This is a genomic window from Alteribacillus sp. HJP-4, assembly GCF_042139015.1.
GTDB lineage: Bacteria > Bacillota > Bacilli > Bacillales > Marinococcaceae > JBHIKY01.
Genome location: NZ_JBHIKY010000005.1, coordinates 86,354 through 109,176, shown reverse-complemented (window position 1 = coordinate 109,176; position 22,823 = coordinate 86,354). Strand labels below are relative to the sequence as shown.

The 22,823-nt window shown below is 43.1% G+C and carries 25 protein-coding genes; 10 read left to right on the top strand and 15 right to left on the bottom strand.

Features of this window, described 5'->3' with window-relative positions; genetic code table 11:
* Positions 1–127: 127 nt before the first annotated feature.
* A complete protein-coding gene (prpE, locus tag ACE4RR_RS06225) occupies positions 128–871 on the top strand; it encodes a bis(5'-nucleosyl)-tetraphosphatase PrpE (RefSeq protein ID WP_375534543.1) in 744 nt (247 codons plus the stop codon).
* A 23-nt stretch (positions 872–894) separates the two neighbouring features.
* On the opposite strand, the gene ACE4RR_RS06220 is transcribed toward prpE, so the two are convergent.
* From ACE4RR_RS06220 to ACE4RR_RS06205, 4 genes are read right to left on the bottom strand one after another with little or no spacing between them, the layout of a single operon-like run.
* Entirely contained in the window at positions 895–1,806 is a 912-nt protein-coding gene (locus tag ACE4RR_RS06220) for an RluA family pseudouridine synthase (RefSeq protein WP_375534542.1), read from the bottom strand.
* A complete protein-coding gene (locus ACE4RR_RS06215; protein ID WP_375534541.1) occupies positions 1,799–2,593 on the bottom strand; it encodes an NAD kinase in 795 nt (264 codons plus the stop codon). The genes ACE4RR_RS06220 and ACE4RR_RS06215 overlap by 8 nt, the downstream gene beginning before the upstream one ends.
* A 30-nt stretch (positions 2,594–2,623) precedes the next feature.
* Positions 2,624–3,262: a GTP diphosphokinase gene (yjbM, locus tag ACE4RR_RS06210; protein ID WP_375534540.1), complete on the bottom strand. Its 639-nt coding sequence runs from the start codon at positions 3,260–3,262 to the stop codon at positions 2,624–2,626.
* A gap of 21 nt (positions 3,263–3,283) precedes the next feature.
* A complete protein-coding gene (locus tag ACE4RR_RS06205; RefSeq protein ID WP_375534539.1) occupies positions 3,284–3,664 on the bottom strand; it encodes a UPF0738 family protein in 381 nt (126 codons plus the stop codon).
* 147 nt (positions 3,665–3,811) lie between these two features.
* On the opposite strand from ACE4RR_RS06205, the gene ACE4RR_RS06200 reads away from it, so the two are divergent.
* From ACE4RR_RS06200 to ACE4RR_RS06180, 5 genes are all read left to right on the top strand, one after another.
* The gene (locus ACE4RR_RS06200; protein WP_375534538.1) at positions 3,812–4,405 is read left to right on the top strand and encodes a CYTH domain-containing protein; all 594 of its coding nucleotides are present in this window, start codon (positions 3,812–3,814) and stop codon (positions 4,403–4,405) included.
* Positions 4,406–4,482: 77 nt separating this feature from the next.
* Positions 4,483–5,145: a lytic transglycosylase domain-containing protein gene (locus tag ACE4RR_RS06195; protein ID WP_375534537.1), complete on the top strand. Its 663-nt coding sequence runs from the start codon at positions 4,483–4,485 to the stop codon at positions 5,143–5,145.
* Between the two features lie 462 nt (positions 5,146–5,607).
* Complete coding sequence (locus ACE4RR_RS06190; protein WP_375534536.1) at positions 5,608–5,988, top strand: globin domain-containing protein; 381 nt, start codon at positions 5,608–5,610, stop codon at positions 5,986–5,988.
* A gap of 20 nt (positions 5,989–6,008) precedes the next feature.
* Positions 6,009–6,926, top strand: a complete 918-nt coding sequence (locus ACE4RR_RS06185; RefSeq protein WP_375534535.1) for a ClpXP adapter SpxH family protein — start codon at positions 6,009–6,011, stop codon at positions 6,924–6,926.
* 147 nt (positions 6,927–7,073) lie between these two features.
* Positions 7,074–7,259: a hypothetical protein gene (locus tag ACE4RR_RS06180; protein WP_375534534.1), complete on the top strand. Its 186-nt coding sequence runs from the start codon at positions 7,074–7,076 to the stop codon at positions 7,257–7,259.
* Positions 7,260–7,963: 704 nt separating this feature from the next.
* Here the strand turns inward: ACE4RR_RS06180 and pepF are convergent.
* The 7 genes from pepF to ACE4RR_RS06145 all read right to left on the bottom strand — a co-directional run bounded on the left by pepF (position 7,964) and on the right by ACE4RR_RS06145 (position 15,232).
* A complete protein-coding gene (gene pepF, locus ACE4RR_RS06175) occupies positions 7,964–9,781 on the bottom strand; it encodes an oligoendopeptidase F (protein ID WP_375534533.1) in 1,818 nt (605 codons plus the stop codon).
* Between the two features lie 78 nt (positions 9,782–9,859).
* Entirely contained in the window at positions 9,860–11,032 is a 1,173-nt protein-coding gene (locus ACE4RR_RS06170; protein ID WP_375534532.1) for a competence protein CoiA, read from the bottom strand.
* A gap of 254 nt (positions 11,033–11,286) precedes the next feature.
* Complete coding sequence (gene mecA / locus ACE4RR_RS06165; protein ID WP_375534531.1) at positions 11,287–11,958, bottom strand: adaptor protein MecA; 672 nt, start codon at positions 11,956–11,958, stop codon at positions 11,287–11,289.
* 412 nt (positions 11,959–12,370) lie between these two features.
* A complete protein-coding gene (spxA, locus tag ACE4RR_RS06160; protein WP_375534530.1) occupies positions 12,371–12,766 on the bottom strand; it encodes a transcriptional regulator SpxA in 396 nt (131 codons plus the stop codon).
* A gap of 304 nt (positions 12,767–13,070) precedes the next feature.
* Complete coding sequence (locus tag ACE4RR_RS06155) at positions 13,071–13,217, bottom strand: hypothetical protein (RefSeq protein WP_375534529.1); 147 nt, start codon at positions 13,215–13,217, stop codon at positions 13,071–13,073.
* Positions 13,218–13,300: 83 nt separating this feature from the next.
* Positions 13,301–13,864: a GNAT family N-acetyltransferase gene (locus tag ACE4RR_RS06150; protein WP_375534528.1), complete on the bottom strand. Its 564-nt coding sequence runs from the start codon at positions 13,862–13,864 to the stop codon at positions 13,301–13,303.
* Between the two features lie 174 nt (positions 13,865–14,038).
* Positions 14,039–15,232 carry a putative glycoside hydrolase gene (locus ACE4RR_RS06145; RefSeq protein WP_375534527.1) on the bottom strand — a complete coding sequence of 398 codons (1,194 nt, stop codon included), beginning with the start codon at positions 15,230–15,232 and terminating at the stop codon, positions 14,039–14,041.
* 253 nt (positions 15,233–15,485) lie between these two features.
* On the opposite strand from ACE4RR_RS06145, the gene ACE4RR_RS06140 reads away from it, so the two are divergent.
* Together ACE4RR_RS06140 and ACE4RR_RS06135 are read left to right on the top strand one after the other, a co-directional pair.
* Positions 15,486–17,249, top strand: coding sequence for a UbiD family decarboxylase (locus ACE4RR_RS06140; protein ID WP_375534526.1), 1,764 nt, complete (start codon positions 15,486–15,488; stop codon positions 17,247–17,249).
* Between the two features lie 85 nt (positions 17,250–17,334).
* Complete coding sequence (locus ACE4RR_RS06135) at positions 17,335–17,871, top strand: HD domain-containing protein (protein WP_375534525.1); 537 nt, start codon at positions 17,335–17,337, stop codon at positions 17,869–17,871.
* A gap of 248 nt (positions 17,872–18,119) precedes the next feature.
* On the opposite strand, the gene ACE4RR_RS06130 is transcribed toward ACE4RR_RS06135, so the two are convergent.
* The 3 genes from ACE4RR_RS06130 to ACE4RR_RS06120 form a co-directional block, all read right to left on the bottom strand.
* Positions 18,120–18,998: an NAD(P)-dependent oxidoreductase gene (locus ACE4RR_RS06130; protein ID WP_375534524.1), complete on the bottom strand. Its 879-nt coding sequence runs from the start codon at positions 18,996–18,998 to the stop codon at positions 18,120–18,122.
* 14 nt (positions 18,999–19,012) lie between these two features.
* Positions 19,013–19,285, bottom strand: a complete 273-nt coding sequence (locus tag ACE4RR_RS06125) for a YciI family protein (protein WP_375534523.1) — start codon at positions 19,283–19,285, stop codon at positions 19,013–19,015.
* 265 nt (positions 19,286–19,550) lie between these two features.
* The gene (locus ACE4RR_RS06120; RefSeq protein WP_375534522.1) at positions 19,551–20,096 is read right to left on the bottom strand and encodes a TlpA family protein disulfide reductase; all 546 of its coding nucleotides are present in this window, start codon (positions 20,094–20,096) and stop codon (positions 19,551–19,553) included.
* A gap of 85 nt (positions 20,097–20,181) precedes the next feature.
* On the opposite strand from ACE4RR_RS06120, the gene ACE4RR_RS06115 reads away from it, so the two are divergent.
* Positions 20,182–20,307, top strand: a complete 126-nt coding sequence (locus ACE4RR_RS06115) for a hypothetical protein (RefSeq protein ID WP_375534521.1) — start codon at positions 20,182–20,184, stop codon at positions 20,305–20,307.
* 134 nt (positions 20,308–20,441) lie between these two features.
* The gene (trpS, locus tag ACE4RR_RS06110; RefSeq protein WP_375534520.1) at positions 20,442–21,431 is read left to right on the top strand and encodes a tryptophan--tRNA ligase; all 990 of its coding nucleotides are present in this window, start codon (positions 20,442–20,444) and stop codon (positions 21,429–21,431) included.
* Positions 21,432–22,026: 595 nt separating this feature from the next.
* Here the strand turns inward: trpS and ACE4RR_RS06105 are convergent.
* Positions 22,027–22,773 (bottom strand): DUF3603 family protein, encoded by a 747-nt coding sequence (locus ACE4RR_RS06105; RefSeq protein WP_375534519.1) that lies wholly within the window; start codon positions 22,771–22,773, stop codon positions 22,027–22,029.
* Positions 22,774–22,823 lie beyond the last annotated feature (50 nt).

The following is a 22,823-nucleotide window of genomic DNA, read 5'->3' as shown; positions in this document are numbered from 1 at the left end:
CTGGTCATAAAAATGATTATACCATTTATCTATTCTTGGTTACACCCTTGTCTGCGCCGAAAACAAGACAATAGCTGCACTGATTTGCTATACTAATTTACATTGATGCAGCGAAAGGACGATGCTCATGACAGGTCTGGACATTATCGGAGATGTACACGGCTGCTTTAACGAACTGACAGCATTATTGAAAAAAAGCGGGTACGAGCGCTCAGCCGGCAGCTTTAAGCATCCTGACAACCGGACTCCCGTATTTATAGGGGACCTTACTGACCGAGGTCCGGCTTCCGTAAGAACGATGCAGCTCGTTACAAGCATGGTTTTTCAAAATCGTGCGAAATACGTACCAGGAAATCACTGCAATAAATTGTACCGTTATTTTCTCGGCAGAAATGTTGTCGTAAATCATGGACTGGAAACGACGGTCGCTGAGCTTGAAAAACTGGGTGCGGATGAATTCCGTAATATAAAAGCTGATTTTATGCGTCTCTATGAAGAAGCTCCGCTGTACACTTCACTTTATAATGATAAGCTCATTGCTGTACATGCAGGACTGCCGTCACATTTGATCGGCCGCTCAGACAAAGCTGTTCAACGATTTGCTCTATATGGTGATATCACCGGAGAAAAGAATCCAGATGGAACGCCGGTGCGCAGAGACTGGGCACAGCATTACGACGGAGTTCCCTTGATTGTGTACGGTCATACACCAGTGAAAGAGCCGAGAACGGTTGGCAAAACGGTGAATATTGATACAGGATGTGTCTTCGGAGGAAAATTAACTATGCTTCATTTCCCGGAGGTTTCATATACTCAGGTTGCCTCCTCGCAGCCTTTCGTTCCTGAAAAATTCCGCTCATTTGATGCATAAAACACACCAGATGCGGTGTGTTTTTATAATTTTTCTAATAAATCCAACATATCCCCCGGCATTTCCGAGCTCAACTCGTGCTCTTCCTCTGTAACTGGATGAACAAAACGGAGAGACTCTGCATGAAGTGCCTGCCTGCTGATAAATGGTGATTCTCTGCCATAGAGGCTGTCACCGATGAGAGGGTGTCCTGCTTCAGCACAATGGACCCGAATTTGATGTGTCCGTCCGCTTCCAAGAATAAACCGGATTAGTGCAGCATCCTGGTACTCTTGCAGCACTTCGTAATAAGTTCTGGCCGGCTTCCCATTTTCTCTCACTTCATGCTCAATCAGGCTGGTGTCTTTCCGTCCGATCGGCCCATTCCAAAACCCCCGGCTTTGCTTAGGAACTCCGTATACTACACCTATATATCTTTTTTCTCCCATGCCGCGCTGAAAGAACGCAGCGAGACGCTGGTGTGCATAGGCATGAAGAGCAACCGGCATAAGTCCGCTCGTTTGACGGTCAAGCCTGGAAACAGCATGAAAGGCTGAAGGGATGCCTGCCTGATCAAAAGCATACAGCACTGCTCCAGCGAGAGACGGCTCAGGAGCTTCTTCTGATTTTCTGCGTCCCGGCAGAACTGGTAAATCAGCAGGCTTATTAACAACCCAGAGGTGCTCGTCACTCCAGCTTACATCTAAAGGAAAATTATAATAAGGTACGGCACCGCTGCTTCGCTTTTCTGCCAGCCAGACGGATACATTATCTCCCACGGAAAGGTGCTCGTTCATGCGGGCCGGCTGATTATTGACTAGAAGCGCTCCATGGGTTTTCACTGCCGTAAGTGTCCGGGCGGACATCCCTTTTGTACTTCGTAAAAATTCCCGCACCGTCATCCCTTCCACTCCCTCAGCTGCCTGCCACTCCAGCTTATGTGCTGATTTATTCACCGACAAACGACTCTTTCACTCTTTTCCAAAAAGGAAACGGGCGGAAGCGGGCAAAGCGGACTTTTTCCTCTGCCACTCTGCATTGAATTGATTTAATATGCTGCCCGACCATAGATGTATGGTCAATGGTGATCTGCATATCTACTTCATTCAGCGGCTTTAAAAGACATGTATGATGCTGCGGCAAAATGAGCGGAGACCCGACAGTGCGGTAAACCCGGTTATTGATCGAAGCCATTTCGGAAATCTGCATGGACGCAAGTGACGGGTGAAGAATAGCGCCGCCGAGCGCCTTGTTGTAAGCAGTGCTCCCAGAAGGTGTGGAAATACACAGGCCATCGCCGCGGAACGTTTCGAATTTCTCCCCTTTAATATCCACATTACAGACCAAGGAGCCTTCAAGCGTCTTTATGGTGCATTCATTCATGGCCAAATGACGGTGGGATTTCTTTTCATTATGATGACGGACAACTACCTCAAGAAGTGGATATTCCACAACCTGAAAAGGGGTTTTGGCGATATGAATAACTAGTTTTTCAGCCTCTGATGCTTTCCAGTCCGCATAAAAGCCGAGGTGGCCGGTATGTATGCCCACAAAACATGTATCATCCAAACGTTCATGATAATGGTGAAATGCCTGAAGCAATGTACCATCGCCGCCGACCGTAATAACAATTTCCGGCTCTTTCTCATTTTCTGTCAGTCCAAAATCAGTTAAATAATTCGTAATCGTCTTTTTTAATGTATTGGAGGTTTCATCTCCTCTGGATGTCACTGTAAACCGCATCAAATGCCTCCTTCCGTCAAAACCATAAAGTTAATTCGTGCGTCTGCTTTCTTCTCGGTTGCGGATAATAATCTGCTGCGCTTCGCGGACCTCGCCTTTAATTTTCGACATTTCTTCATCCAGCCGGAAGGCCGCCTCAGCTGCCCGCTGCAGCCGCTGTTTAATATTATCGGGGATCTCCCCACTGTACTTATAGTTTAAAGAATGCTCAATTGTTGCCCAAAAATTCATAGCCATCGTTCGGATCTGTACTTCTACGAGTACTTCTTTACGTCCGTCAATTGTATGAACCGGATAAGAGATGACCATATGATAGGAGCGGTACCCACTATCTTTTTTCTGCTTGATGTAGTCCCGGGATTCCTTGATAGTAAAGTCGGTGCGGGAGGTAATCAGCTCCACAATGGTATCAATATCATTTACAAACTGGCAGACAATGCGGATACCCGCTATATCCTGCATTTCTTCTGTTAATCTATCCAGGGCAATGCCTTTGCGCTTTGCTTTTTCAAGAATGCTTGTTACAGGCTTTACTCTTCCCGTAACAAATTCTATCGGGGTGTGATTGGACGAACGCTGATATTGATCGCGCAGTCCTTTCAGCTTTACCTTCAGCTCCTCCACCGCCTGATTATACGGCGAAAGAAACGTCTCCCAATTACTCATCATAAGCCACCACCTGTCCAAAATTTATTGGATATGAAAGGCTTTTTCAACCGCGTTCACCATTTCTGAGCCATAGTTTCCGTTTCCGGGGATATTATCAAGTAAATATTCCATCTCCTGCTGAAAATGCTCAAGTGTAATTGGTGAAGGCCCATCAGCGACTACTTTATATTCGTGTTCATAAGCTTCACGAAGAGCCGCCCATGTTCGTTTAGGAAGCCGCAGCTGTACGAATGCTTCAGGTGAATCAAGAACATATACAAACGTCAGTGCATCCGAATCGGCGAGCATCCTCATTCCATCGTTCAGCTGCTTCCATTCCTGTTCCGGCCATTGTTCAATCGGAGTCAAGATTAATGTGTTATCTGTAATTTTCGTTTCTGTAATAGTCAGGACATGCTGCAAAAAAGACACCTCGTTTATCTTAATTGTTACTTCCTACATCTTACCATAATCACTCATTGTTATCCTTATAATCAGGCGCCTTCGATATGGTACCATACGGTCAGAAAGAAAAAAATGAAAAAACGATAGAAAAGGGGATGACCATCATTGGGACAGGAAAAAGAATATGAAAAGAAAAACCTGCTCACAGCTGCTGAATTTAAGGAACTAACATTTCAATACGAGGTGTCCGGGCAGGATTTCCGATGGCAGGCCAATACGTATTTCGACACACCTTCTTTTCATTTGAAGACTTACGGTGCGGCTCTCCGTATTCGCGAAAAAAATCAGACATTCGAATGCACGTTAAAGGAGCCGGCTGATCAGGGCCTACTGGAGACAAATCAACTTCTGACTTCCGACGAAGCAGCACAACTGCTTGATAATGGTATCTTTCCGAAAGGAGAGGTGGAAAGACAGCTTCATTCCCTCCATGTGAACCCTAAAGAGTTAAAAAAACTTGGTACCCTAGAAACAAACCGTGCCTCTCTCCCATATAAAAATGGAGAACTATTTTTTGATCACAGTAATTATCTCGATACAGAGGATTTTGAAATAGAGCTTGAAGGCCCCTCTCTTCAGGAAGTAGAAGAGATGTTTCAGGAACTGCTTGAAAAGCATGAGATTCCGGAACGAAAAACAGAGAATAAAATAAAACGCTTCTTTTCACGAAAGCAGCAAATCGAGCAGACAGAAGAATAAGTATATTAGATTTGACAGATTGCCGCATGAGTAAATATCTGGTATATTTTTCTTATTACTAAACTGAGGTGACGTATATGAATATCCAATCGCTGCTGCCGCTGCTATCCTCCCTTACGTCCGATTTTTCTTCCAGCGCTTCAGCCAGCGGAAGCACGAAGTTTTTATCCTCATTTCAATCCTATCTGGACAGGGAAATGAGCCATATTTCTACAGGGCCTGCCCCACAGAACAGTTCAAACAGCTCTTTATTTCTCGATCCATCAATGGAAAACAGCTATTTTCAGAAGTCTGCGCCAGCTTCCACGGCCTCTGATGCAGAAAGGTCTGCGAATGCTTCCTCTTCATTGAAGGAAGAATCTTCGTATAATCAATTAATCGAGAAAACAGCTTCCAAATACGGTGTTGATCCGAACCTAATTTATTCGGTGATTAAGCAGGAGTCGGAATTTAACGAAAAAGCCCGCAGCCATGCCGGAGCAATGGGGCTGATGCAGATCATGCCGGGAACTGCGCGTTTTTTAAATGTAGATGATGCCTACGACCCTGCTCAGAATATTGAAGGCGGGACCCGCTATTTAAAACAGATGCTTGACCGCTATAATGGCGATGAGTCGCTTGCACTCGCCGCTTATAATGCCGGCCCGGGCAATGTCGACCGTCATAACGGCATTCCTCCTTTTAAGGAAACACAGGCTTACGTTCCAAAGGTGCTGAATACGTACCGCTCTTTAACCTAATACTATTCTTGCTCCCTTTTTCGAGGGAGGTTTTTTTTGTAAAATAAGGGAACAAAGTCTTATAAGTTGCCTATGATGCAAAAGCATTGCTAAACTGTATGGTAAGTGTACTGCCTTTTGAAACGATAGGACCTGATTGAGATAAGCGATAAATTAGGTCCGTGAGCTGGCGCGGACAGGAGATCCGTTATTTTACGTAAATGTTCTTATTTTTAACGGTTGACGGACATAGGGTATGTTATTTGCCGGATTGAGGGAAAAATCAGCTTACTATTTGGCCGTTAGTGAAACTCATGGCCGATAATGCTATAATATCCAGCTTTGGAGAAAATAGCGGGACCAGTGTCCGGAGAATTCCACCTTGACTAATCGAAGTCCTAAAGACGTTTTCCTTGCATTCTTCTATGACACCCGTTATCTTAAACAAGGTATTATTTAGTGACGGGAAAAAGGAGATATCAGATGAACGGTAATAATGCATTTGAAAGCCTGGGCGGACACGAAGTGATTGACGAACTCGTAGAAGCTTTTTATAGTTATGTCAGTGTACATCCGGATCTCACACCAATTTTTCCGGACGATCTTACAGAAACAACAAGAAAGCAAAAGCAGTTTCTTACTCAATTTTTAGGCGGACCACCTATATATACTGAAGAGCATGGACACCCGCGACTCAGAGCACGGCATCTTCCTTTTGAAATTACACCTGTACGTGCACGGGCATGGCTTTCCTGTATGGAAAAAGCAATGGATGACATCCAGCTTGAAGGACCATTGCGGGACGAAATTTATTCAAGACTAACATATACTGCACACCATATGGTAAACACGCCTGAAGATTAAGTCAGAAAGGAGTCTGAATTATGGCGAGAAATAAACGTCTGCCGCAATGTGATAATGATCTTGGTATCTGCGGCCTTTCTCCTGAAGAAGAAAAAGAAATTACAGCTGCACCTAAGAAGAAACTTGAGCTTTATGTATTTACAGATCCGCTCTGTCCTGAATGCTGGGCGTTTGAACCTACGCTGAAGAAAATGATCATCGAATACGGCCATTATTTCTCTTTAAAGCTGTTTTTAGCAGCAGATTTAGATTCCTGGAATACGAGAGAAATGAATCGCATTAAAGAAAACAGCAGTCTCGCAGAACGATATGAAAAAACCGCCACCCGCACCGGAATGTCCTGTGATGGTGATATTTGGTACGAGAACCCTGTGAACTCTCCCTGCGCTCCCTCACTAGCCATTAAAGCGGCGGAAATGCAGGGAAAACAGCTCGCCGCGGTTTTCTTCAGAAGAATTAGGGAAATGCTCTTTTTAGATAAGCAAAACATTGCCGATGAAAAAGTATTAACAGAGTGTGCCAGAAGTGTCGGTCTTGATGTCGCTGAATTTCAAAAGGATATTCATTCCGAGTGTACGATTAAAGCACTTCAGTGCGATATGAAAACCACTAAAGAGATGGAAGTCGACAGTGCCCCCACCTTTGTTTTCTTTAATGATTGTGTAGAAGACGGAGGCTTAAAGATTTCCGGCCTCTATCCTTATGAGGTGTACATCGACATCTTAACAGAGATGCTTGGGGAGCCGCCCCAGGCGAGAGCTCAGCTTGATCTAGAGGAATTTCTATCCCGATATTCCTTTGTTGCAACAAAAGAGGTCGCCGTCGTATTTGACTGGAGCGAGAAACAAGCAGAAGCCAGGTTGAAAAAACTTCTGCTGCAGCAAAAGCTGGAAAAGGTTCCGGTAAAATACGGAACATTCTGGCGTTATATTAAGTAAGCTCCGCTGCCGCGTGTCATTTTGATACGGGCAGCTTTTTTAAGCTTCGAATATTCGTTTATACATTGACCCTTTAATCATTTCTCTGCATAGTGACAGTCCGGGGTTCATAGAGTATGATGAGAGCTTGGCAGAGAGGTGAAATATATGCTGTATGTAATATTATCCTTGATTGGAATTATGGCCGGATACGTGTTGTTATTGTTAGGGCTGATGAATTTTCTCCCTGCTTTCATTGGAGCCATTCTTATGTTTATCAGCATCTTTTCAGCGGTCTTTTTCTTAAATGAACGCCGCAGATTTAAAGGGTTTCCATCTAACCGAAACGGTTGACTCCTCCAACGTTATATATTAATTTCATAGAACATCGTGACCCAAGCTTTTCGCTCATCGTCTAACTATCTTTGGAGAAGTATTTTTAGCAGCATTAGCGCGATTGTACCTATATATTGCAACGAAAAAAGCTGACACATAAACATGTCAGCCTTCGTACGGTCATTCTTTGACTTTGAATAAATTCCAACACGAGAAATTTAAAGTCACCCTTATGGTGTTTTTTTATCCTGAAGAACGGAAGGTGGCGACTCCGGGTCGATAAAAACCTGCCACGTCCTGTGCGTCGTGGGAATGTTGCTGGATTGTTTGTTAGCCATGAGTTTTCATAAAATGCTCCGTCAAAACCCTTCGCTTTCCGCGGGAGTCTCGCATTTTGACTGCGCTTTGGCTCTGTTTTTCTTATCAATAGAAATTAATTATTCGTCTTTGAAGAAGCCATTTTTGATTTGTCCCTGCCCCTTCGCACGACTATCTTTGACTTAAATTAATACGGTGTTTATTCTTCGATTGAAGATCGGAAGGCGGCGACTCCACTGGGATCAGCGTAGTCTGAAAATCCATTCTGCCGAAGCTCTGTTGAGGCGGAATTAGTTGAAGACAAGCCCCACGGAAAGCGGCCGCCTGGAGAGATGAAATCAACTAAATCACTTTCTTATTCTAAAAAAGCTGCCGAGGATCAATTAACCCGCGGCAGCCCTATCTTATTCTATTCCTTCAAGAAGCTCTTCCATTTCAGAAAGCGTCTGTTCAAAAAGCTTCATTGCTTCCTCTACAGGAGCAGATGATGTCATATCCACCCCAGCCTTTTTCAGAACTTCAATTGGATAATCGGAGCTTCCAGATTTCAAAAAGTCCAGATAACGTTCAACGGCAGGAGCGCCTTCATTAAGGATCTGTCTTGTCAATGCTGCCGCTGCACTATAGCCTGTCGCGTACTGATACACGTAAAAATTCATATAAAAATGAGGAATCCTCGCCCATTCAAGACCAATGTCGTCATCGAGGTTCATATCCTCACCAAAGTACTTTTCATTTAATGCATAATACGTTTCCTGAAGCAGATCCGGTGTCAAAGCCTCTCCGGCTTCTGCTTTTTCATGGATCAGCTGTTCAAACTCCGCAAACATTGTCTGACGGAAAACTGTACCGCGAAAGCCTTCAAGGAAATGATTCAATAAATACATCTTTTTTCTTTTATCATCGGTCGTGTTCAGCATATAATCATTCAAAAGCGCTTCATTCACCGTGGATGCGACCTCAGCCACAAATATCGTATAATCTGAATAAGGGAAAGGCTGAGTCTTTCGGCTGTAATAACTGTGCATGGAATGGCCGAGCTCATGGGCAAGTGTAAACATGTTGTTTACATTGTCGGTCCAGTTCATTAAAATATACGGCATTGTTCCATAGGCACCAGATGAGTAGGCGCCGCTGCGTTTACCTTCATTTTCATACACATCTATCCAGCGGCTGTTAAAGCCTTCCTCAATTTTCTTAACATACTCTTCCCCAAGCGGAGCTAAACCTTTTACTACATTTTTTTTAGCTTCCTCATAGCTTACTTCCATTTTTACATCTTTTATAAGAGGTGTATATAAATCATAATTATGAATTTCATCAAGGTTGAGCACTTGTTTTCTTAAACGAATATAGCGGTGCAGAAGATGAAGATTTTCATTGACCGTATCGACGAGCTGATCATAAACCACCTCCGGAATATGATTTTTGCTGAGTGCTGCCTGCCTGGCTGTCTCATAATTTCTAACACGCGCGGAAAATAAATTCTTTTTCACCTGGCCATTTAATGTACTCGCAAACGTGTTGCGGAATTTCTTATACATTTCATAAACTGCATGAAAGGCATCGCGGCGCACACGACGATCATCGCTTTCAAAAAAGCGCAGAATTCTTCCATGTGTCACCTGCACTTCCTCTCCATTTTCGTCCTGAATCGTCGGGAACTTGAGATCGGCATTGTTCAGCATTCCAAAGGTATTTCCTGGACTGGCGGTAACTTCTGCAGCCTGAGCAAGGATTGATTCCTCGGATTCACTTAGAATGTGCGGCCGTTGTTCATTAATTTCTTCGAGGGCGTGATGGTAAAGCTGCAGTTCTTCACTTTCCTGCAGAAATTGCTTTACTTTTTCCTCTGGAATCGATAAAATTTCCGGTACGATAAATGCCATCGACTGGCCGATAGTAGAAGCAAGGCTGGAAGCCCGGTCTTCTAATCCTTGATAAAACGAATTGCCTGTATCCTGGTCATATCTCATATGTGCATAAGTAAATAGTCTGCCAAAGCGTTCAGCAATCTCATCCTGCAGCTTTAATCCGTTATAAAGTGTATTCGCCGATTGATCTAATTTTCCATGATAATTCTTTAACTCCGGCAGTGTCTCTTTAATTGCGCGAAACTCTTTTTCCCACTCCTCATCCGTGGAGAAGATATCTTCCAGATCCCACGTATACTGTTCTTCCACTTCATCACGTTTCGGTAATTGTTTTACCGTCTGGCTCATTAGAACACCTCCAATAGTCTCTACCAATTTTACATAATGTATGAAAAAAACTCCAATCCTGAGGAAAATTTCTCCGTCTTACCATATGCGGTCTGCCCAATATTTATCCCTTTCGTACGCCTCATTTAAAGAATTCGGGATATAGAGGGGCCGCCCCCACTTCCAATGAGTTCTTTCTTTTATTAAAAGCTGTACTTTCTTCAGCTCATGAAAGTAATGCTCCAGCATTACCTCCTTTCGATTAGGTAAGTATAAAAACGGTCGTTCTGTGAAAATTCCCTGCTCTATGCACATGGACAGTGCATGACGAACAAAGGAGGCGGGGAAGGTTTGATTGATCTTGGTATGCTCCTGTAAATAAAGGAGCATCCAGCTCTGCCACACATAAGGGGGTGACACCAGAGCTTCCATACCGAGATGCGGCCAGCCGGCTTCAGCTGGGAAAAAGGGTATATCAGAGCGGTTGGATGCAAACATGGATCGAAGATAGGCAGTATCCCGTTTACCTCGCCAATGATTTCTGCCAAATCTCCATTTTTGCTTTTGATACAGCCATTGTGGTTTCGAAACGGAAAGGAAGAATGAAGGCTCTGGAGGCTGTAATAGCAGCGAAGGAAAAGCAGAAGCCAGAGCATACGGCTCAACTGATGCCTTGCTTCGGGACAGTGAGGTGGTTGCGTGTGGATATAGGAATTGCAGAGACCTTGCAGCTGTATCCAGATAAGTAAGCACGATAAGACGTCCTGAGGGGGTATCCCGCATTGTACTCCACTCACTTTGATGAATGGAATATTCTCCATGCTTGAATGAACGTCGGCGTTTTGAGGACCATACCCAGATTGGCTCTATAAGAAGACGGCGGTAATCAGATGTCCGTGCCGCACATTCTTGAACAGAAACGTCAGCAGCCTGATATTCAATCACAAAATGCTGACCTTTCACATGAAAACTAAGATCAGCCCGGCGACGGATAGACGGATAATACCGTTCAAGATTCGGCTGGATTTGATGTCTTTTCAGCCATTCATACAACTGCAGCTTTGCCTGCAGATGATCCTCTGATTCGGGTTCTGACTGCCCGTGGCATGCTTCTTCTATTTTATGGGCAAAATGCGGATGACGCAGGCTGCCATTCTTATATCGCACTTCTCTGCGGCAGACAGGGCAATAATAGGGGCCAGGCGGCAGTGGGCCGACGTCATTTGTAAGAAGGGATATGACATGATTGTTCGCAGTGAGAGCGTTAAACATGAGGAACTCCTTTCGGGGATGTGGGGATGAGGAAGAAAAGCACTTTAATATATTCCACGTGTAACGTGTAATTCCTTCCCACTGGAATAATTATTTCCTCCCCCTGCCTGCTTTCTTTCCGGTTCCACAAGTTTAATCCTCTGGTCTTACCTCATTTCATCACTGCCAATGCTTGAAATTCATTCCTACAATTAGATATTTTCTAAAGTACAAAAAAACCAGCCCTTATTTTAAGAGCTGGCAGTGGTTTCAATTTAAGAAAAGTTAGTTCGCAATGTTTCCAGACCTTTTTCGTCAATGATTGTCTTGCCATATTCACGAATGCGGTGGATAGAAACATCTGATTCTTCACCGTATTCTAATACATGACTGACCATATCGTCCTGTACTTCTTCGGTATACGTGTTATCAAATAAGAAGTAAAGGTAATATTTTCCTTCAAAATGGTACACTTCATTTTTGATGTTTTCTGCAACGAACGCTTTACTCAAAGAAAGCAGATCCTCAAGATCCCGGAAAACAATGACAATTTCGAGCTCTTCTGAATCAAGAGTCCCTTGACCCTGACGTGATTTCTGCGAGGAACGGAATTGTTCGTCAAGCATGTCAACGATGTTATCATCAACTGGCATATCTTCGCCTTTATTTTGAGATACAGGAATTTCCAGTTTTACATTACCATCGGAAATTTGACCACGGGTTACGACAATTTCCATGCCGTTGTCCATCGCTTGAACCTGAATCCAAAGCGGCCCCTCAATTTCAAAATTTTCGTGATCGTGTGCTTCATTGATCATTTCAAAAAATAATTCTTCACCACGTTCACGATTATACCAAATTTCATCTCTGTCAAACCCTCTGTCTTCAATATCCTTATAAGTGATATAAAATTTGACAGTTGATTCATTAATTCTTTCGATTTCCACGATTTTCTCCCTCCTTAAAGATAAGGTGGATACCGCTGATTGTTTCTCTCTCTCATTAAGATAGTACCCTGGGACGGGCAACAATAATCTTATCGCGTGTATTACTATATTTTATACGATTCGATTAAAGTTGTTAAGGACCAATGCTCATCCCGCCGAAGTTTTTTTTATTATGAGGGAGCGGAGCGAAAAATGAAGAGAAAACGCGAGTATTCCTCAAGTATTGTTACATGTATTTTCAAGGAAAGTACGGTCCATGTCAAGGAAAATACACTAACTTCTTCATATTTATTATGAAATAATCTGATTATTTAGTTATCAATTAAGCAGCATCTAATTGAGAATAAAAAGGATTGTTGAAAAAAAGAAAAACCTCTACTATATTTTCAGTAGAAGTTCCTCATTTTATCCTTTAATTAACCATTCTTTGTGCTTCCATCAAATTAAATGTCCGGACTTTTCTAGGAAGGAATCTTCTGATTTCCGCCTCATTATAGCCTACCTGCAGGCGTTTTTCATCAAATATAATGGGACGGCGGAGCAGCCCGGGATGTTCACTGATTAATTGAAACAAACGCTGAAGCGGGAGATTTTCAAGCTCAACATCCAGCTCCTGGAACACCTTCGAACGTTTGGAAACAATTTCATCCGTGCCGTCCTCCGTCAGACGGACGATTTCTTTTACTTCTTCCACAGTGAGAGGCGAAGCAAATATGTTGCGTTCTTTGTAAGGAATATTATTCTCTTCAAGCCACGCTTTCGCTTTACGGCACGAGGTGCAGCTTGGTGATGTCAGCAGGTTTACCATTTTATTGAATCTCTCCCTTCCTTGATCTCCAAGGTGAATAATATTACGAAAATGATAATTTATCTGTTCTCTTTTCTTTACATTAGTAATTATACAATAATTATTCTAATTTGAAAAGAGTTTTCAATAAACTTCTACAGTTATTATACAATGATATTTATTGCAAGAATAAATATCTGTTCTATATATACCTTATTATCTGCGGGTTAAAACCTGGAAAGTTATTTACTTGTGAAAAAGTTGTGACAAACAAAAACCCGGATGGAACATCCGGGTTCTGTGTGCTGAGTTCCTATCGCATAAATTATGCGGAGGTTTTAGATGAAGCACTTGATGACCCGCCTCGGTCAGTCTGAGGCAGCTTGTTCCAGTCCTTCAGATTTTTACGGAGAAGCTCTTTAATCACTTCCCGTTTTTTCTTTCGTTTTAACTGCTTTTGTTTGTTTTTCATCGCTGGTTCCCTCCTAACTGGAAGACTGCTTATGTCAATTGTCAGTTCACTGTGTTCAAGAAGGAATAGGATAAAGACAAAAATTACGCTTCTTCTTTTTTAGAGGTATCTTCATAGGACAATACTTCATCTGCACTTTGGTAGGATTCGCCGTACAGTTCTTTGTCCTTGTACGTATGAATCGTTTCATACGTATGCTTCATTTTGTTGAAAATACTCTCTTCCGATTCGTTTTCAGGTGACCAGTAAAGAATTTCCAAATCATTTATCTCCTTTGTCGCAAGAGAACGACGGCTGTAGCCGATGGAAGTAGCATGTTTAAAGCCGGCACGCTGATAAAACTTAAGTCTTTTTTCATTATCGGAATCCTCATAATCCAGCGGTTCCACTTCGAGGATAATCGGCTTTCCTTTTTGCTTGTATTTATCAAGAAGCTTGTTGCCGAGTCCCTGGCCCCGTGCTTCCTTCGATACAAAAATATAATCAATAAAAACGAATGTGTCGGTTTCCACATACATAACCACGTGATAAGGACCTTCATCTTTATAGTAGATGTCTCCTTTTTCCTTAAGAAGCAGTTCCATATGCTCTTTTGATTTCATTTCTTCAACTGGGAAGTATTGATTTAATTTCTCGTACCAGTTCATCGGCTTATCACGCCTCCGTCACATCTATTTCTTCTATTATATCTCGAAATAGGCAATTATTTAAATCTTTTTTTAAAACGCTCAGCATTCAAATGTTACATTATACGCTTTAGCTTAGCCGTCACGACTGTTTTTCATTCATTCACGCCCAGCAGCTTGCCTGAGCTTCTTTCTTTAGGGAGTATAGTCTACCCCTTCAGTATAATTATTAGTGGCATTCCAGAGCAGAAATTCATCTATTCCTTCTTCATTAAGTGCCCGGATTTGATCCTCTACTTCTTCTTTTCCGTAGTCAAGGTAATTTCCTGAACCGAGCCAGCTCGCAGTGAAATCTTGAATCCACGGTCTCGAAACAGGTGCTTCATCAAGCTCACCTAAAATTTCATTTTCAACCTTGGCATATTCCTTAGTGAGCTCATACGGATAAAGATCCGGCTTATCCAGTCCAAAGTAAGGCGTCCAGTGGCTCGGATAAATCATTGATGAAATTACATCCACGTTATCGGAGATTTTTGAAAAATTTTGTCCGATGCCTGGTGCTTCTTCAATCGTAGCGGAATACCCGAAGATATCAACTGAGACATCCACATCAAATTCTTGATTCAGTTCTTCTCTGGCATATTCAACGAAACTCGTTACAGCATTTACCCGCTGCTGGACGTTGTCCCCTTCCTTGCCGAAGTCTCCTCTCGAATACTCGAGCTCCTCATCTCTTGTTTCAAAACCTTCCGGAAACCTTACATAATCAAATTGAATCTCGCGGAAACCCATTTTAGCAGCTTCTTTTGCTATTTTGATGTTATAATCCCACACATCTTTTTCGTAAGGATTTACAAAAGCTTCTCCACTGCCATTTTTCCACACCTGGCCATTTTCCTGAAATGAGAGCTCTGGATTTTCTTCTGCTAACACCGTATCCTTAAAAACAACAATACGCGCGATCGGGTATATCTCATTCTCTTCAAGTTTATCCATCATTGCAATTGGATCTTTAATAAAATTCTTTCCGATATCAGGAAGGTCAATTTCTTTCGTAGGCCGGAAAGTAAGATTTCCAAAATCGTCTTTAATATCAATGACCATGGCATTTAAATCCGTTTCATTGGTCAAGTTTATTAATTTTTCAAAAAGGGATCCTCCTGCTGAATGACCCGTGACATATGTACCGCGCACAGCCTCCGGATATTCAAAATCATATCCTGAATCATAAAAAAAACGACTCATATTCTCTCCCAGCTGCTTTTCATTTTCACTTGTTTCCTTATATGTATGAAACGAGATATCATGTTCCTCTGCCTTTACCTGCTCAGTCGCCATACACCCGACCGCTGTCATTATCGCCGCGCACGCTATTATTGATTTTTTCATTGATGTCCCTGCCCTCTTATAAAATTAGTTTCCTTCAAAATATTTCAATATGTATGCAATGTTAACCTTCCGTAACAAATTATACATAGGAAAAAAGATATCACCAATAGAAATTCTCAAAAAAACCTAATTTTTTCCTTTTCACGAAACTATCTCCATTTTCTTCCTTAGGAAGTAAACGTTCACACCCTTTCTATATGCTTATGTTTCTATGTTTTGTATACTACAGAGAGAAAATAAAGGAGGGCCTATTTTGCATTCTAATTTACGTTCGTTTATGAAACAGTTGAAAAAAGAAAAAGAAATCGTTGAAGTCAAAACAGAAGTTGACCCTTACCTTGAGATCCCTGAGATCCACCGCCGAGTAATTGATGAACAGGGTCCGGCGCTGCTTTTTACAAAAATAAAAGGCTCCAAAACACCAGTCGTCACCAACCTTTTTGGGACTCCGAGGCGGGTGGATATGGCATTTGGACCAAAGCCGGAAGCCTTTGTGAAACAGGCTGTCGGAGCAATGGACAGCTTGATGCCTCCGACCCCAAAAGGACTCTGGGGAGAGAAAAGCCTTTTTTCCCAGCTGATGAAAATGGGTGTAAAGGAGGTTTCCAAAGGAAAAGCACCTGTACGACAGATAGAAACTAAAAAATTCAGCATGAAGGATCTGCCTGCATTAACAGGATGGCATCATGACAGCAATCCGTTTGTTACTCTTCCGCTTGTATATACGGAACACCCGGACGAAAATGAGCATAATCTCGGTATGTACCGTATTGAAATCAAAGATGATAAAAAAACAGGAATGCACTGGCAGATCCATAAAGGCGGCGGCTTTCACCATCATGTAGCCGAACAAAAAAATGAATCACTTCCCGTCAGTCTGTTTATCGGAGGCCCTCCTGCTCTAATCGTCTCAGCTATTGCGCCGCTGCCTGAAGCTGTGCCGGAGCTCGTTTTTGGTTCCTTGCTTCTTGATGACAAAATTAATGTCACAAAGGTTAAGGATCATCCTCACCGACTGCTTGCAGAAGCAGAATTTGCGTTTGGAGGAGAAGTACCTCCTCACGTGAGAGAACCAGAAGGACCATTCGGCGATCATTATGGTTATTACTCACTCGCACATGACTTTCCGGTTTTTCACATCAATAAAATGTGGAAACGCAAGGATGCTGTTTATCCGGCCACGATTGTAGGAAAACCCCGCCAGGAGGATTATTTTATCGGAGAATACCTGCAGCGCTTGATGAGCCCAATATTCCCGGTTGTCATGAATGGTGTCAAAGACCTATGGACTTACGGGGAAACCGGCTTTCATTCACTTGCCGGTGCGGTTGTCAGAGAATCCTACTACAAGGAAGGACTTGCCCATGCGCTGAGGATCATGGGAGAGGGCCAGCTGACATTAACAAAGTTTTTAATGGTTACAAGTAAACCTGTGAATTTAAGCAATTTTAAAGAGCTGCTTGAAGCCGTGCTTGAACGGTTTGAACCTGAACGTGATCTATTAATTATGAACGACACTTCCATGGATACACTTGATTATACAGGCCGAAAATTAAACACTGGTTCGAAGGCAATTATGACAGGCCTCGGTGAAAAAAGCCGTGAGCTCCCTTATGCATATGAAGGCGGAACAATCCCCGGCATCACCGATGTTCAGCCCTTCAGCCGCGGCTGTCTTGTGATTTCAGGAAAGGCATATCTGGAGGACGAAAACCTGGCTGAGCGTCTTCTTGAAAGCGGCTATGAACACCTTGCCGAATGGCCTCTCGTCTTTCTAGTAGATGATGCAAACATCGCCGCTGCTCAATCAACATTCCTCTGGACGACCTTTACCCGTTTCGATCCTGCCTACGACTTGTATGCTGATGCAGATATTGTGCGAAATAATATTCGCTACAAAGGTCCAATCATTATCGATGCAAGAATGAAGCCATTTTATCCAGATGAAGTAGAAACACGTGAGGATATTGCTGCATTAGTCGATAATAAATGGGACAAATACAAGATCTACAGCTGATAAAATTGTGTTATTGTCTCTTGCATTCCAACCCTGCGCTCGGTATAATAGTAAAAATATACATTTTGCGCAGGAGGGATGCAATGTGAGACACGTCACGCTAGAACAAATTTATGATCACCCCATCACCCAGAAATATGTAAAACGTTCCGGGCTGGCTCATGCAATTTCGGCATCCTGGCATGCTTTTCGGCTTGCGCAGCAATACGATGTAAATCCTGATCTAGCAGCAAAAGCAGCGTTTTTGCATGATATGGGACATTATGAATGGTACAGTAACGGCGAATGGGATTTTGATCTTTACAAGGAAAATGACATTCATGCCATAAAAGGTGCCGAGCGTGCCCATAAACTGTTGATTCGTCTCGGTGAGGACAGACGAAGCGCGAAGGAAATTGCGCTTGCAATTCTGCTGCATACCGATTCATATCTTCCCGTAGGAGAATTGAATCGAAGTACGCTTCAATATGTGGTGGCCAAAGCCGATGAACTCGATGAAGAACCCGACGGCAATCATCACTATCGAACCATTTCCGATTCGAAAGCAAGAAAAAAAATCAGAGATTTAGATGAGAAAATTGCGCGTGCTCTTGAAAAGCGTTCTCTCCAGGAATCGAGCTGATTCAGAAAAATGATCGGAAGCGGCTTTATCCGCTCCGCATCATCCTTTTACATAATAAGAAAGACTTTCGTCTGCAGCCGATAGGCTCTTTTTTTCTGCTCCTACGGCTAAATAATCCTATAATGATAACTCCCCTTATAATTATTCCTCACTCAAAACAGGCAATGGGTGCTCTCTTCGTCAACTTCAACCAACTAAAGTGCTGAACAATGAAAAAACTGCCACAATAGATGTGACAGCTTCTCGATTTATTTCGACTCGTGATGTTTAACAAATTGATAAAGTACACTCATATCTTTGTCACCGAGTCCGCTTTCATCCGCTTTTTCAAATAACGAACGGACTTCAGCCCCCGCTGAAAGCTGTACATTCGCTTGTCCTGCCAATTCCTCGACAAGTCCGAGATCCTTCAGCAGCAGCTTTAACGCAAATCCCGGTTCATCTTTTTCCTGAGAGATAAACTGAGTGTAGTGCCGGTCAAAGATTTTACTCTGCGCAAATCCACCGCTCAACACTTTATAGAGAAGCTCCTGGTCAATCCCTGCCGCTTCTGCAAGGTAGAGCCCCTCACTGACTGCGGCTGTGTGCATGCCAACCATGTATTGGTTGATCAGCTTCACTTTAGTTCCATTTCCAATCGGACCTGCATGTGTCACATTTGCTCCGACGACATCAAAATATGGCTCTGCTTCTGAAAATGCAGCTTCACTGCCTCCGACCATTACAGCAAGCGATCCGGCTTCCGCACCGGTAGTGCCGCCGCTTACAGGAGCATCCAGGTACTTTACCTGTTTGGCGGAAGCTGCCTCTTCGATTCTCGAATGCAGAGAAGGAGTAACTGTACTAAAATCTATAATCAGCTGGCCTTCACGGGCGTAGGATAATACGCCGTTTTCACCAAGAATCATATTTTCCACATCTGCCGGGACCGGCAGGCACGTCATTACAACATCTACTGCCGCAACAAAATCCGGCAGATCCATTCCAGCTTTGCCGCCGGCATCTTCAAATGTCTTTTCTTTGCCTTTCGACCGGTTCAATCCGTAAACCTCATAGCCTGCTTTTACTAAGTTAACCGCCATTGGCATTCCCATATTGCCAAGGCCGATAAACCCAAGTTTCTTCACAACGCATTACCTCCTTATGACCATTCGTTTGATACCATGCTCCACTCATGAATTTCATAATTTCTGGCGCCTTCAATCACAAATGGATCCTGCTTCACATAACCTTCTGCTGTTTCATAGGAATCAACCCGGTAAATAATTAAGCCTCCGGCACCGTCCGCAAAACGTCCGTATGCTGCGATGGTTCCTTCCGCGTGAAGCTTTTCTAAAAAAGCCAGGTGTGCCGGCCGGTGTTTTTCGCTGAGCTCTTTGTCTTTCATCGGTAATATGGCTGCAAAAAATTTCATCGTATAGAACTCCTTCACTTTTAATTTATGTACCCTACTCTCTTTGCCTTCCGGCAAGTAAATTCCTGCCGGTTTTCAAATTTTTTATCGAAAAAACTCGATCGTTTTTGTAGAACCTGGCATGCCACCCCTTTCAATCAGTTCGTTAACGTGGCTTTTTTTATGAATTATATGATTAATAGAATAACGGATCTCCTGTCAGCACCAAGACTACGTCCTCAGAATAAAAAATCCGCGCTGTCTGTCAGCTGCGGACTTCACATAGTTATTGATCAAGCAGGCCGTCAATTTCCTGAGGATCTATTTTTCCATAAAATGTACGAACAACGGCTCCGTCTTCATCGATTAAATACGAAATCGGAACACCAGTAATTTGGTAGGCATCCATCGCTTCGCCGCTGTCATCAAGCAGAACCGGCATTTTCAGCTGGCCCTGGCTGGCGAAGTTTTTTACATCCTGAATGCTTGTTTCCTGTGAGGTTGCATTCACAGCAATCACACGGAGCTGATCAGAGTTTTTTTCGTAATAATTGGACAATGCTGGTATTTCCTCTTGGCAGATCTCACACCACGTCGTGAAAAAAGTAAGCAGGACCGGCTTCCCAAAAAAGGACCGCAGCTGGTAAGACTGGTCATTCAAACCTGTTACTTCTGCATCTGGAGCAGCGCTTCCCGGCAGAGCAGCATTTGAATCAACCACTGCCTGTACCGCTTCTTTGGAAGGATGGTTGGAAGCCTGATAAAATAAACCAATGATCAGTATACAGCTGCACAACCCAAGAAATAATAGTCTTTTATGAAGAAATGGCATCCTGGTCTCCTTTCTTTACAATATAGCGGAGGTGATTCTCGTCTTACAGAAGGTTCAATTAACTGCTCTTATATTGGCGGTGTGTGTGGCTGCCAGTATTCTGTTGTCCTATGCCTATCCAGATGTACCGAAACAATTGACTGCCGTATTACTTATTATCACGATTCCAGTTTATGCTGCCTACCTTGCCTTGAAACATAAAAATAAGTGAACCCCTCCGCTTTTTTATCATGTATATGTCAAACAAGCCTGGGACATGTCCATGAACAGTTTACGAATGCAATACGTTTCGATATGATAGATGAGATAAGAGATGGAGTATGTCCAGAAGGGATGAAAAGAAAGATGAAAACGGTCTTTTCAGGAATTCAGCCGAGCGGAACGCTGACGCTTGGAAATTACTTAGGAGCGATGAAGCATTTTGTAGCGATGCAGGAAGAGAATAATTGTTATTTTTGTATTGTCGATCAGCATGCCATCACCGTTCCCCAGGATAAAATTAAGCTGCGCCAAAATATACGCAGCCTTGCCGCACTTTATTTAGCAACAGGAATTGACCCGGATCAATCTACTTTATTTATTCAATCTGAGGTCCCCGCGCATGCGCAGCTCGGCTGGATGATGCAATGCATTAGTTATATTGGGGAATTGGAAAGAATGACACAGTTTAAGGATAAAGCAGAAGGCAAAGAAGCCGTATCTTCTGCGCTTCTGACCTATCCGCCACTTATGGCAGCAGATATTTTACTGTACAACACAGATATCGTTCCTGTTGGAGAGGATCAAAAACAACATTTAGAGCTGACTCGCAATCTTGCAGAGCGGTTTAACCATAAATACAACGATATCTTCACCGTGCCGGAAGTCCAGATACCGAAGGTGGGCGCAAGAATCATGTCTCTGCAGAATCCGTTGAAGAAAATGAGTAAATCCGATGAAAATCAAAAAGCATATATTTCTATGCTCGACGATGAAAAAACGATCATGAAGAAAATGAAAAGTGCCGTGACAGATTCTGAAAATGAAATACGATTTGACCGTGAGAAGAAGCCGGGTGTATCCAACTTGATGTCTATTCTTTCTTTGTGCAGCGGAGAATCGCTCAATAGTATTGAAGCCCGTTTTGCAGATAAAGGCTATGGATATTTTAAGACTGCAGTTGGAGAAGCAGTGGTAGAGCTGCTGCGGCCAGTTCAGAACCGCTACGACGAATTGAGAAATTCTGACGAGCTCGATCGGCATTTAGATCTTGGTGCTGAAAAAGCAAATAAAGCGTCCTTTAAAACATTGAAAAAAGCAGAGCGGGCATTCGGACTCGGGAGAAACAAGCGTTAAAAGCATTCGGCGATGCAGCAAATGGCAGGAAAGGCAGCTCATCCATGAAGTAGATTTACATTTTTTCAGAATAACGGAACTCCTGTCCGTCTGATACCCAGTGCTTGTTTTAATTCAGCGCAGACCACCTCAAACAGGCGGATGCGTCGGGCAGCTTCCTCATCCAGGCATCGAAGATCAATTTTTATACGACGAAAAACCCCCGTCCACTTTCTCAAGTGCTACGGGGGTTATTTGACTGTGACTGTTTTCTTGCTGCACGCAGTCAAAAGCTTCATGTATTAATATTTTCCATTAATATCCTTTTTGCTTTCTCCAAATCTTCCCGACAATCACGGAAATTCCAATGGTTCCAACCAACAGTATCACCGTGAGGATCTGCATCACCAAATATACAAAGCCGTCCATCTTTTCCCCTCCTGCTTGTCCTTATGTATTCCTTTACATTATAGGAGACTATGATGGGAAAGTAAATAGAAAAGCGAAAGCGGCCGCTGATGGAAAACGAAATACTATATAGTTACGCCTCCCATGTTCAGCTTCAGCACGTTCAAATCCACAAGCAGGGTGCTGATGCTTTCTGAATACCGGCCGCTTATTTCACTTCTTCCCCGTGATGCATGCTCCAGATCTTTTCAAAAAACGGCTGTCCTTTTACCATCTTCTTGCACAGATCATAGTGACTGTCCGACCAGCCTTCCTTTAATTCGGAATACAGCCGCTGCCAAAGGTCGGGATGCTCGACAAATTGAATGGATTCATAATCTCCGGGATTCCATTCAGTAAACCAATAGCGAAGCTCCGCCGTAACTCCTGAAGTATACAGTTGATCGAGCGCCATGAAAAGCAGCTGTTTTAACTGTCGTTCTTTTCTCGTGAGACCGGTCATATATTTCGGGTGCGGTGATAATATGTGATATTCTTTCGGAGGCACCGGCTCATGGAGATCAAATACTTCTTCCTGTTCATCGTCTGCAAGTTCTGCTGCGAGTCTTTCATGTTTCGGGGTCAGTCTGCTTTTCCGTATCGGCGTTTTGTAACCGATCGTGTCAACTGCCATGACTCGTTTTCCATCATACATAATAAAACAATAATCAAGAGTAATTCTGGCCATATTTTTTCTCAGCGTGCTCCGTTGAAACACTGCCTTCAGTAATTCTTCCGGTAAATCCTCGAGCCTGTTTTCAATGTAGTCAAACAGTCGCTCCGTTACGCGTATGACCTCCGCGTAATCCAGTACCTCGATTCGGTCTTCTCCGCTCCATTCATGAAACGGACAAACATTGTACCCGTTTTCTTCTCCTTCAAACCAGTTAATCCATACATCACGGATCCGGGCCATGGGTAAACCCTCCTTGCTATCCATTAATATCCACAGTATAGTCAGAGAGC

What these genes read in the sequence shown, in the direction of transcription:
- prpE (WP_375534543.1), top strand. Translation starts at nt 128, where the DNA reads ATGACAGGTCTGGACATTATCGGAGATGTACACGGCTGCTTTAACGAA.
- ACE4RR_RS06215 (WP_375534541.1), bottom strand. Translation starts at nt 2,593, where the DNA reads ATGCGGTTTACAGTGACATCCAGAGGAGATGAAACCTCCAATACATTA.
- yjbM (WP_375534540.1), bottom strand. Translation starts at nt 3,262, where the DNA reads ATGATGAGTAATTGGGAGACGTTTCTTTCGCCGTATAATCAGGCGGTG.
- ACE4RR_RS06195 (WP_375534537.1), top strand. Translation starts at nt 4,483, where the DNA reads ATGAATATCCAATCGCTGCTGCCGCTGCTATCCTCCCTTACGTCCGAT.
- ACE4RR_RS06190 (WP_375534536.1), top strand. Translation starts at nt 5,608, where the DNA reads ATGAACGGTAATAATGCATTTGAAAGCCTGGGCGGACACGAAGTGATT.
- ACE4RR_RS06185 (WP_375534535.1), top strand. Translation starts at nt 6,009, where the DNA reads ATGGCGAGAAATAAACGTCTGCCGCAATGTGATAATGATCTTGGTATC.
- ACE4RR_RS06180 (WP_375534534.1), top strand. Translation starts at nt 7,074, where the DNA reads ATGCTGTATGTAATATTATCCTTGATTGGAATTATGGCCGGATACGTG.
- pepF (WP_375534533.1), bottom strand. Translation starts at nt 9,781, where the DNA reads ATGAGCCAGACGGTAAAACAATTACCGAAACGTGATGAAGTGGAAGAA.
- ACE4RR_RS06170 (WP_375534532.1), bottom strand. Translation starts at nt 11,032, where the DNA reads ATGTTTAACGCTCTCACTGCGAACAATCATGTCATATCCCTTCTTACA.
- spxA (WP_375534530.1), bottom strand. Translation starts at nt 12,766, where the DNA reads ATGGTAAACCTGCTGACATCACCAAGCTGCACCTCGTGCCGTAAAGCG.
- ACE4RR_RS06155 (WP_375534529.1), bottom strand. Translation starts at nt 13,217, where the DNA reads ATGAAAAACAAACAAAAGCAGTTAAAACGAAAGAAAAAACGGGAAGTG.
- ACE4RR_RS06150 (WP_375534528.1), bottom strand. Translation starts at nt 13,864, where the DNA reads ATGAACTGGTACGAGAAATTAAATCAATACTTCCCAGTTGAAGAAATG.
- ACE4RR_RS06145 (WP_375534527.1), bottom strand. Translation starts at nt 15,232, where the DNA reads ATGAAAAAATCAATAATAGCGTGCGCGGCGATAATGACAGCGGTCGGG.
- ACE4RR_RS06125 (WP_375534523.1), bottom strand. Translation starts at nt 19,285, where the DNA reads ATGAAATTTTTTGCAGCCATATTACCGATGAAAGACAAAGAGCTCAGC.
- ACE4RR_RS06120 (WP_375534522.1), bottom strand. Translation starts at nt 20,096, where the DNA reads ATGCCATTTCTTCATAAAAGACTATTATTTCTTGGGTTGTGCAGCTGT.
- trpS (WP_375534520.1), top strand. Translation starts at nt 20,442, where the DNA reads ATGAAAACGGTCTTTTCAGGAATTCAGCCGAGCGGAACGCTGACGCTT.
- ACE4RR_RS06105 (WP_375534519.1), bottom strand. Translation starts at nt 22,773, where the DNA reads ATGGCCCGGATCCGTGATGTATGGATTAACTGGTTTGAAGGAGAAGAA.